General features: G+C 69.8%; 5 protein-coding genes. 4 read left to right on the forward strand and 1 reads right to left on the reverse strand.

Going from position 1 to position 10,909, the window contains the following annotated elements:
• Window positions 1-104: 104 nt before the first annotated feature.
• Window positions 105-1,046, reverse strand: a complete 942-nt coding sequence (locus ALI22I_RS19605; protein ID WP_238598451.1) for a TAXI family TRAP transporter solute-binding subunit — start codon at window positions 1,044-1,046, stop codon at window positions 105-107.
• 154 nt (window positions 1,047-1,200) lie between these two features.
• Between ALI22I_RS19605 and dctA the strand changes: the two genes are divergently transcribed.
• The 4 genes from dctA to ALI22I_RS19625 all read left to right on the forward strand — a co-directional run bounded on the left by dctA (window position 1,201) and on the right by ALI22I_RS19625 (window position 10,635).
• Window positions 1,201-2,577 (forward strand): C4-dicarboxylate transporter DctA, encoded by a 1,377-nt coding sequence (gene dctA, locus ALI22I_RS19610; RefSeq protein WP_238598452.1) that lies wholly within the window; start codon window positions 1,201-1,203, stop codon window positions 2,575-2,577.
• 356 nt (window positions 2,578-2,933) lie between these two features.
• Entirely contained in the window at window positions 2,934-7,472 is a 4,539-nt protein-coding gene (gltB, locus tag ALI22I_RS19615) for a glutamate synthase large subunit (RefSeq protein WP_077006956.1), read from the forward strand.
• A complete protein-coding gene (locus tag ALI22I_RS19620) occupies window positions 7,465-8,970 on the forward strand; it encodes a glutamate synthase subunit beta (RefSeq protein WP_077006957.1) in 1,506 nt (501 codons plus the stop codon). Before gltB ends, ALI22I_RS19620 begins: the two co-directional genes overlap by 8 nt.
• A 246-nt stretch (window positions 8,971-9,216) precedes the next feature.
• Window positions 9,217-10,635, forward strand: a complete 1,419-nt coding sequence (locus ALI22I_RS19625; protein WP_077006958.1) for a flavin monoamine oxidase family protein — start codon at window positions 9,217-9,219, stop codon at window positions 10,633-10,635.
• The last annotated feature ends 274 nt before the right edge of the window (window positions 10,636-10,909 follow it).

A 10,909-nucleotide genomic window follows, 5' to 3' on the forward strand; every position in this document is an offset into this window, starting at 1 on the left:
AGTTTCCGTGAATCTTTCCATTCACGGGTGGTTCGCTCGATTTGGTGGTTGTGGGGCGGTTGGGTGGCGAGGGTGGGGATGGGTGGGGCATAGTCGGGTGCCGTTCACCGTTTCACGGCTCGGAACCAGCGTTCGGCGCCCTTGTGCAAGGGTACCTGACCTGTGGCTATGCCGGTTCGGACGTTTATCCGGCTGGCCTCGGCGTGGCCGGCTACGATTCGTTCCGATTGTGTGAAAACGGTTCGGGTCACGATCTCTACTACATCGGCGTGCAGTGCTGTGCGGGCCAGTAGGAGGTTCGGCACGGCGAATGTCCGGCACGGGCCCAGGTCGCCGTAAGTGGTGGCGGGGATGGTGGCCGGGATGTAGGGACCTGGGTGGTCGGTGGCCAGGCGCACCGCCTCGTCGGGCAGTTCGAGCAGGCGCAGGGGGAACGCGTCGAGTATGTCCGTCACCGCCGGTGTCGGGATGCCGGTCAGTGCGAGGAACGCGTCCAGCGACCCTTTCACCAGTTGCCGCGCGGCCTCGGAGTGGGCCATTCGGCGTGCGTCCACCTGTACCCCGAGCAGTGACAGCAGGCGGGTGGCGGTGAACTCCGTCCCGGACTCGGACGGGCCGAACGACACCCTGCGGCCGGCCAGGTCGGCCAGTCGTCGCACCGGCGAGTCGGCGGGCACCACGATCTGCATGAAGCTGTCGTAGAGCCGCCCGACGGCACTGATGCCGCCGGGGTCGTCGGCGCTGAGCAGAGCGCCTTCCAGCGGATCCAATGAGGACAGTCCGAGGTGGACCTGGCCCTCCTGCAGCAGTCGGACGTTCTCCACCGACGCCGCGGTCGACCGGACCAGCACCCGGGTCCCCGGCAGTTGATCTTCCAGGGCCTTCGCCAGTGCGCCGCCCACCTCGCGGAACACCGCGCCCGCCGGGCCGGTGGCCAGCACGAGCTCGTCGATGACCGGAGTGCCGGTGGACGTGCAGGCGGGCAGGCCGGCTGGAACGCCCGCGGCCACGGCGGCGAGCAGCAGTGAGCGCCGGGACACCTGCACGTCAGCAGACTAGTCCCGTCGAGCGAGTGAACGGGGCGTTACGTCAGAGGGATCTGAAGTTTCCGGCGTGCTCCTTGTCGTGGTGCCGGGCTGTGCTCAGGATCACCAACCAACCCCCACCGCCGTCAGGCAGATGGTCCCCCTTGGAGGAGACGTGGTCAGCGCACAAAGCCGTGAGCGGAAACCGATCTACAAGCACCTCTACTTCTGGGTGCTGGTGTCGATCATCCTCGGCGTGATCGTCGGGTATGCCTTCCCCGCACAGGCCTCGGGCATGAAGTGGATGGCCGACTTCTTCGTCGCGCTGGTCAAGGTGGTCATCGCCCCGACGATCTTCTGCACGATCGTGGTCGGCATCGCGGGCCTGGGCAACCTGGCCAAGGCGGGCGGCCTGGCGCTGCGGACCATCCTCTACTTCACCGCGATGACGACGGCGGCCCTGGCCATCGGTCTCGTCGTGGTCAACCTGGTCAAGCCGGGCCACCACGGCCCGTCGATCCCGATCAACGACGGCGCGGCGGAGAAGACGCTGGCCGACGCCGCGAACGCCGAGACGGGCGTGACCGGGTTCATCCTCGGCCTGGTGCCGAAGTCGTTCATCGGCGCGTTCACCGACGGTCAGCTCATCCAGGTGCTGGTGGTCGCGGTGCTGGTCGCGGTGGCCGTGGCGGGCATGGGCAAGCGCGGCGAGAAGGTCGTGGCGGCCCTCGACACGTTCTCCAAGGTGATGTTCGGCGTCATCAAGATCGTCATGTACGCGGCGCCGATCGGCGCGTTCGGCGGCATCGCCTACACGATCGGCAAGTTCGGCGGCTCGATCCTGGGCAAGCTGGCCTGGCTGATGGGCTCGTTCTACGCGACGTGCCTGCTGTTCATCCTGGTCGTGCTCGGCGGTGTGTCGCTGTACGCCGGGTTCTCGATCTTCAAGTTCCTCCGCTACATCAAGGACGAGCTGCTGATCGTGCTCGGCACGTCGTCCTCCGAGACGGTGCTGCCGCGGATGCTGGTGAAGCTGGAGGCGGCGGGCGCGGACAAGTCGGTGGTCGGCCTGACCATCCCGACCGGCTACTCGTTCAACCTGGACGGCACCTGCATCTACCTGACCATGGGCGCGATCTTCATCGCCCAGGCGACGGGCGTGGAGGTGGGTCTGGGCACCCAGATCGGCCTGCTGCTGTTCATGTTGCTGGCCAGCAAGGGCGCGGCGGGTGTGACCGGCGCGGGTCTGGTCACGCTGGCGGCGTCGCTGAGCGCGTTCGAGGCGAACAGCGCCATCCCGGCGGTCGGCATCGCGCTGATCGTGGGCATCGACCGGTTCATGTCCGAGGCGCGGGCGATCACCAACGTCATCGGCAACGGTGTGGGCACCCTCGTGGTGGCCCGCTGGCAGGGCCAGTTGGACCAGGCCCGGCTGCGCGAGGTCCTGGACAACCCGTCGCAGGTCGACGTGGACGCCCTGATGGACCGTCAGCACGGTGACGACGATGACGATGCCGGGGACCGTGAGCCCGTGGGTGCCGCCACCCGTTAGAACCACCCGCAGGAGCCACTTGGCCGTGAGCCCCCGGGTCGTCGCCCTCTCCCCTCAGCCAGGCGACGGCACGGGGGCTCACCTGCGTGTACGCAAGCTCTCACCGACGCGCGCGCCAGCTGTCAAGGAGTTATGCTAACCAGCGCGTAACAAGCCGGCCCCGGTATCGCGCCAGCGGGCCGAATCGTTACGCATCGACGACCGAGATCACCCGAAGGATGGTGTGGTTCGGTTTCGCGACTGTTAAAGTCGCGTCAACACGCGGGCCATCGTCGTCCCGTGCCCAGCACCCGGATTCCAGGACCTGGACACGAGGACTCGTTCTTTCACCAAGGACGACGAAGGAGGTCTGCGCAGTGATCTTCTCCGCCATCCCGTCCCCGCAGGGGCTCTACGACCCCGCCGCGGAACGTGACGCTTGCGGTGTGGCGATGGTCGCCGACATCAAGGGCCGGCGCTCGCACGACATCGTCGTCGACGCGCTCACCGCGCTGGCCAACCTGGAACATCGTGGCGCCGCGGGCGCCGAACCGACCAGCGGCGACGGCGCCGGGATCCTGCTGCAGCTGCCGGACGCGTTCCTGCGGGCCGTGCTGGACTTCGAGTTGCCGGAGCCGGGCGCGTACGCGGCAGGTATCGCGTTCCTGCCCGCCGACGCCGAGGACCGCGCGAAGGCGGTGGAGCTGGCCGAGCGGGTCGCCGTCGAGGAGGGCCTGGAGGTCCTGGGCTGGCGCGATGTGCCGACCGCCCCCGACCACGCCGGTGTCGGCCCGACCGCCCGTTCGGTGATGCCGCACTTCGCGATGCTGCTGGTGGCGAGCGAGACCCGCCGGCAGGGCGTCGAGCTGGACCGGCTCACGTTCGCCCTGCGCAAGCGGGTGGAGCACGAGAGCGCGGCGGCGGACGTCGGCACGTACTTCCCGTCGCTGTCGTCCCGGACGATCGTCTACAAGGGCATGTTGACCACGGGCCAGCTGCCGGCGTTCTTCCCGGACCTGCGTGACGAGCGGCTGGCCAGCGCGATCGCCCTGGTCCACTCGCGTTTCTCCACGAACACGTTCCCGTCGTGGCCGCTGGCGCACCCGTTCCGGTACGTCGCGCACAACGGCGAGATCAACACCGTGCGCGGCAACCGCAACCGGATGCGGGCCCGGGAGGCGCTGCTCGCGTCCGACCTGATCCCGGGTGACCTGACCAGGCTGTTCCCGATCTGCCACCCGGAGGGCTCGGACTCGGCGAGCTTCGACGAGGTGCTGGAACTGCTGCACCTGGGCGGCCGGAGCCTGCCGCACGCGGTGCTGATGATGATCCCGGAGGCGTGGGAGAACCACACCTCGATGGACCCGAAGCGCCGCGCGTTCTACGAGTTCCACGCCAGCCTGATGGAGCCGTGGGACGGCCCGGCGTGCGTGACGTTCACCGACGGTTCGCTGGTCGGCGCGGTGCTGGACCGCAACGGTCTGCGCCCGGCCCGCTGGTGGCAGACCGTCGACGGCCGCGTGGTGCTGGCCTCGGAGACCGGTGTGCTGGACGTGCCGCCGGACCAGGTGGTGGCCAAGGGCCGCCTCCAGCCGGGGAAGATGTTCCTGGTCGACACGGTCGAGGGTCGCCTGGTCGAGGACGACGAGGTCAAGGCGAAGCTGGCCGGCGAACTGCCGTACGACGAGTGGCTGCACGCGGGCCTGCTGGAGCTGGCCGACCTGGCCGACCGCGAGCACGTCGAGCAGAGCCACGAGGCCGTGGTGCGGCGTCAGCTGACGTTCGGCTACACCGAGGAAGAGCTGCGCATCCTGCTCTCGCCGATGTCCACCACGGGCGCGGAGCCGCTGGGTTCGATGGGCACCGACACCCCGGTGGCGGCGCTGTCGCAGCGCTCCCGGCTGCTCTACGACTACTTCGCGCAGAACTTCGCCCAGGTGACGAACCCGCCGCTGGACTCGATCCGCGAGGAGATCGTCACCAGCATGTCGCGGGTGATGGGCCCGGAGCGCAACCTGCTGGAGCCGGGCCCGGTCAGCTGCCGGCACATCAAGCTGACCTACCCGGTGATCGACAACGACGAGCTGGCCAAGCTCATCCACATCAACGACGACGGCGACCTGCCGGGCTTCGCGTGCACCGTACTGTCCGGCCTGTACGAGGTGGACGGTGGCGGCGCGGCGTTGGCGGCGGCGATCGAGCGGGTGCGCCGGGAGGCGTCCGAGGCGATCGCGAACGGCGCCCGCACGCTGGTGCTGTCGGACCGCGACTCGGACCACCGGATGGCGCCGATCCCGTCGCTGCTGCTGGTGTCCGCGGTGCACCACCACCTGGTGCGCACCAAGGAGCGGCTGCGCGTGGCGCTGGTCGTGGAGACCGGTGACGCCCGCGAGGTGCACCACGTGGCCGCGCTGCTGAGCTACGGCGCCGCCGCGGTGAACCCGTACCTGGCGTTCGAGACGATCGAGGACCTGATCGCCACCGGCGCGGTGACCGGCATCGAGCCGCGCAAGGCGGTGCGGAACTACGTGACGGCCCTGGTCAAGGGCACGTTGAAGATCATGTCGAAGATGGGCATCTCGACCGTCGGCGCGTACACGGCGGCGCAGGTGTTCGAGGCCGTCGGCCTGTCCAAGGACCTGCTGGACGAGTACTTCACCGGCACGGTGTCCAAGCTCGGCGGTGCGGGCCTGGACGTGCTGGCGGCGGAGGTGGCGGTGCGCCACCGCCGCGCCCACCCGGACAACCCGACCGACCGCGTGCACCGCAGGCTCGAAGTGGGCGGCGAGTACGCCTACCGCCGCGAGGGCGAGCTGCACCTGTTCTCGCCGGAGACGGTGTTCCTGCTCCAGCACGCCACCAAGACCGGCAAGCAGGACGTCTACCGGCGCTACACCGAAGAGGTGGAGCGGCTGGCCCGGATGGGCGGCACGCTGCGCGGCCTGTTCTCGTTCAAGGACGGGGGTCGCACGCCGATCCCGATCGACGAGGTCGAGCCGGTCTCGTCGATCGTCAAGCGCTTCAACACCGGCGCCATGTCCTACGGGTCGATCTCGGCGGAGGCGCACGAGACGCTGGCCATCGCGATGAACCGGCTGGGCGGCCGGTCCAACAGCGGTGAGGGCGGCGAGGACCCGGAGCGCCTGTACGACCCGGAGCGGCGGTCGGCGGTCAAGCAGGTCGCGTCCGGCCGGTTCGGCGTGACCAGCGAGTACCTGGTCAACGCCAGCGACATCCAGATCAAGATGGCGCAGGGCGCGAAGCCCGGCGAGGGCGGGCAGCTGCCCGGCTACAAGGTGTACCCGTGGATCGCGCGGACCCGGCACTCGACGCCGGGCGTCGGCCTGATCTCCCCGCCGCCGCACCACGACATCTACTCGATCGAAGACCTGGCGCAGCTGATCCACGACCTGAAGAACGCCAACGAGCAGGCCCGCGTGCACGTGAAGCTGGTCAGCGAGGTCGGCGTCGGCACGGTCGCGGCGGGTGTGGCGAAGGCGCACGCGGACGTGGTGCTGATCTCCGGCCACGACGGCGGCACCGGCGCGTCCCCGTTGAACTCGCTCAAGCACGCGGGCACGCCGTGGGAGATCGGCCTGGCCGAGACTCAGCAGACGTTGCTGCTCAACGGTTTGCGCGACCGGATCACCGTGCAGGTGGACGGCGCCATGCGCACCGGCCGTGACGTCGTGGTCGCGGCCCTGCTCGGCGCGGAGGAGTTCGGTTTCGCGACCGCGCCGCTGATCGTCGAGGGCTGCGTGATGATGCGGGTCTGCCACCTGGACACCTGTCCGGTCGGCATCGCCACGCAGAACCCGGAGCTGCGCAAGCGCTTCACCGGTCAGGCCGACCACGTGGTGAACTTCTTCCACTTCGTCGCCCAGGAAGTCCGGGAACTGCTGGCGTCACTGGGTTTCCGCACCATCGACGAGGCCGTGGGCCACGCCGAGCTGTTGGAGACCAACGAGGCCATCGAGCACTGGAAGGCGGCCGGGCTGGACCTGTCGCCGGTGTTCGAGGTGCCCGAGACGCCGTACCACACGGCCAAGCGCAAGGTCCGCGACCAGGACCACGGCCTGGCCCAGGCGTTGGACCGCACGCTGCTCCAACTCGCCGACGCGGCGCTGGAGGACGCGCGGCCGGTGCGGCTGGAACTGCCGCTGCGCAACGTCAACCGCACCGTCGGCACGCTGCTCGGCGCGGAGGTGACGCGGCGGTTCGGCGGTGACGGCCTGCCCGACGACACGATCCACGTGACGTTCACCGGCTCGGCCGGCCAGTCGCTGGGCGCGTTCGTGCCTCGCGGCATCACGCTGGAGATGATCGGCGACGCCAACGACTACGTCGGCAAGGGCCTGTCCGGTGGCCGGATCATCGTCCGCCCGCACCCGGACGCGCCGTTCGCCGCGGAACGGCAGGTCATCGCGGGCAACGTGATCGGCTACGGCGCCACGTCCGGCGAGATCTTCCTGCGCGGACGGGTCGGCGAGCGGTTCTGCGTGCGCAACTCGGGCGCGCTGGCCGTCGCCGAGGGCGTGGGCGACCACGCGTTCGAGTACATGACCGGTGGTCGGGCCGTGGTGCTCGGGCCGACCGGCCGCAACCTGGCCGCCGGCATGTCCGGCGGTATCGCGTACGTGCTGGAACTCGACCCGGCGGCGGTCAACCCCGCCATGGTCGAACTCCAGAGGCCCGGTGCGGAGGACCTGCGCTGGCTGCGCGAAGTGGTGGAACGCCACCACCAGCTCACCGGTTCGGCGGTGGCCGCGTCGCTGCTCGGCGACTGGCCCCGGCGTTCCGCGTCGTTCACCAAGGTCATGCCCGGTGACTACCAGCGCGTGCTCGAAGCGATGAGGCTCGCCCGCGCGGAAGGCAGGGACGTCGACCAGGCGATCATGGAGGCCTCCCGTGGCTGACCCGTACGGTTTCCTCAAGCACTCCCGTGCCGAGCCGAAGAAGCGGCCCGCCGCCGAACGGCTGTCGGACTGGAACGAGGTGTACCTCGACGTCCCGCCGGAGAAGCGGGACGCCGACGTGCGCGTCCAGGCGACGCGGTGCATGGACTGCGGCATCCCGTTCTGCCACTCCGGGTCGGCCGGGTGCCCGCTGGGCAACCTGATCCCCGAGTGGAACGACCTGGTGCGGCGGGGCGACTGGGAGTCGGCGTCGGACCGGTTGCACGCGACGAACAACTTCCCCGAGTTCACCGGTCGGCTGTGCCCGGCGCCGTGCGAGGCGGCGTGCGTGCTGGCGATCAGCCACGACGCGGGCGGCGCGGTCGCGATCAAGCGCGTCGAGCAGACCATCGCCGACGTGTCGTGGGAACAGGGGTACGTGCCGCCGGTGCAGTCGCACGTGGCGTCGGGCAAGAAGGTCGCGGTCGTCGGTTCCGGCCCGGCCGGGCTGGCCGCGGCCCAGCAACTGACCCGCGCCGGGCACGAGGTCACCGTGTTCGAGCGGGACGACCGGCTCGGCGGGCTGCTGCGCTACGGCATCCCCGAGTTCAAGATGGAGAAGAAGGTCCTCGACCGGCGGCTCGCGCAGCTCCGCAAGGAGGGCACGAAGTTCGTCACCGGCTGCGAGGTCGGCGTGGACCTGACCGTCGAGGAGCTGCGCTCGGAGTTCGACGCGGTGGTGCTCGCCGTGGGCGCTCTGCGCGGCCGTGACGACACCACCACGCCGGGGCGTTCGTTGCAGGGCATCCACTTGGCCATGGAGCACCTGGTGCCCGCGAACCGGGCGGTCGAGGGCGACGGCCCGCCCGCCATCGACGCGGCCGGCAAACACGTCGTGATCATCGGCGGCGGCGACACCGGCGCGGACTGCTACGGCACCGCGTCCCGGCAGGGTGCGGCGTCGGTGCTGCAGCTCGACCAGTACCCGATGCCGCCGTCCCAGCGGGACGACGCGCGGTCGCCGTGGCCGGTGTGGCCGTGGATCCTGCGCACCTACCCCGCGCACGAGGAGGTGGGGGAGCGGAAGTTCGCGGTCGCGGTGGAGAAGTTCGTCGGCGACGACGAGGGGCACGTGCGGCACATCCAGCTCCGCAAGGTGCGCGTGGAGAAGGACGCCTCCGGTCGCCGACAGGTGGTGCCGACGTCCGAGGAGGTCGAGGTGCTGCCGGCGGACCTGGTGCTGCTGGCCATCGGTTTCGAGGGCGTCGAGCACATGCCGCTGCTGGACGGGCTCGGCATCCAGCTCACGTCGCGCGGCACGATCTCGTGCGGCTCGGACTGGCAGACCCAGTCGCCCGGCGTGTTCGTCTGCGGTGACGCGCACCGCGGCGCGTCCCTGGTCGTGTGGGCGATCGCCGAGGGCCGTTCGGTGGCCAACGCGGTGGACCGCTTCCTGACCGGCTCGTCCGACCTGCCGTCCCCGGTGATCCCCAACATGCTTCCGCTCGCCGTGGTGTGATCGGTTGTTCCGATCGACCGTGATGCCCGGCCGCCCCGACAACGACGTCGGGGCGGCTTCTTTTTCGGCCACGTTCTTTCGGCACGCATCGGCACGCATCGGCACGCGTCGATTAACGCCCGGTTATCCCGCGATTGCCGCGTTGTGCTCACGCCTCGATAGACAGGTGATCCAGTCGTCAACACGCGCGTTTTCGTTGCGGCAAAGGATTGCGACGATGTCATTCGAACCAGGGGGCACCACGCGATGAGCAGCGGGGAGCAGGAACGGTTGATCGGGCGCCGCACGGTGCTCAAGGCGGCGGGCGGCGCGGCGCTGGCCGGCGCGGCCGGATTCGCCGCAGCGCCGGCCGCGAACGCCGACGAGACCGGCCGGTCGGCCGACGTGATCGTCATCGGCTCGGGCTTCGCGGGCGTCACCGCGGCACGCGACCTGCGGCAGGCGGGTCTGCGGCCGGTGCTGCTGGAGGCCCGCGACCGGGTCGGCGGTCGCACGTGGACCAGCAGCTACGAAGGCGAGACCATCGAGTTCGGCGGCCAGTGGGTCGGCGACGTGCACACCAACGCCATGGCCGAGCTGCGGCGCTACGGGATCGCGACGAAGTCCGGTGGTCCGCTGCCGTTGCGCGCGTTCTTCCCGACCGCCGCGGGCGGGCAGCAGGAGGTCGACTTCGTCACCGCGAACGACCACCTCAACTCGTTGCTGGCGCGGCTGTTCGACGGGTCCGCGACCTACTTCCCGCGACCCCGGGAACCGCTGTACGCGGCCGACGTCCTGGCCCGCTACGACCCGCTGTCGTTGCAGGACAGGCTGAACCAGCTCACCCTGTCCCCACAGGACAAGCTGTGGCTCAGCGGCATGACGGGCGTGTTCTCCGGCGGTTCCAGCACGGTCGGCGGCCTGACCGCGTTCGCCCAGGCCTGGGCCGGCGGTGGGCACACCGGGCAGGGGTGGAACGAGCTGCAGGAGTACCTGATCCAGGGCGGCACGGGGGCGTTGCTGAACGCGATGCTCACCGACGCCCAGGCGGACCTCCGGCTGAACTCGCCGGTCGCGTCGGTGGCCGAGGAGCCGGGGCGCGTCGTGGTGACCACGCGTGCGGGCGTGCGCTACTACGCGCCGACGGTGGTGGTGGCGGTGCCGGTGAACGTGTGGCGCACCATCTCCTTCCAGCCGGGACTGCCCGCGGTGCACACGTCGGCGACCCGTGAGGGTGTCGGCGTGCCGAACGCGGCGAAGCTCCTCATCCGGCTGCGGGGCGAGCACCGGCTGCCGTTCGCGTTGGGGCCGGAGGGCGCGCCGATGTCGTGGATCGTGCCGCAGAGCGAACTGCCGGACGGCGACCAGCTGGTGGTCGGGTTCACCGTCGACCCGACGATCAACCTGACCAGCGTGGCCGACGTGCAGGCGAAGGTGCGGACGATCCTGCCGGGCGCGACGGTCCGCGAGTTCCGGGCGCACTCGTGGGCGCGGGACCGGTGGGCGATGGGGGGTTGGGCGCTGCGCAGGCCGAACCAGCTGCTGCGGCAGGTGCCCGCGATCCACCAGCCGCACGGTCGGATCGTGTTCGCCTCGGGTGACGTGCCGGCGGCGTGGCACGGCTACATCGAGGGTGCGATCGAGGCGGGCAAGTTGGGTGCGCAGCAGGCGTTGTCGATCATCTGAGTCGATCATCTGATGTGATGGTCTGATGTGATGGTTCCGTTGTGGTGACGGGGAGGCGGGTGGCTCGGATGAGCCACCCGCCTTTCGTGTTCCGCTTGTGCTTGGTGCACTAGGAAAATTCGTGACTGAGGGTGTCGTTTGTGGACGATTGTTTCGCCTGGTTGAGTGATGATCTGCGAACGCTCGTTCGAATATCATGGAGGTATGGAACTTTCCCGTCCGCTGCTGAACGAGGCAGCCGTGTTCGCCGCGGCGGCGGATGTCGAGGCGTCGA

This window comes from Saccharothrix sp. ALI-22-I, from assembly GCF_001984175.1.
Lineage (GTDB): Bacteria > Actinomycetota > Actinomycetes > Mycobacteriales > Pseudonocardiaceae > Actinosynnema.

Excerpts from the sequence above, each read along its gene's own strand:
- ALI22I_RS19625 (WP_077006958.1), top strand. The coding sequence starts at position 9,217 with ATGAGCAGCGGGGAGCAGGAACGGTTGATCGGGCGCCGCACGGTGCTC.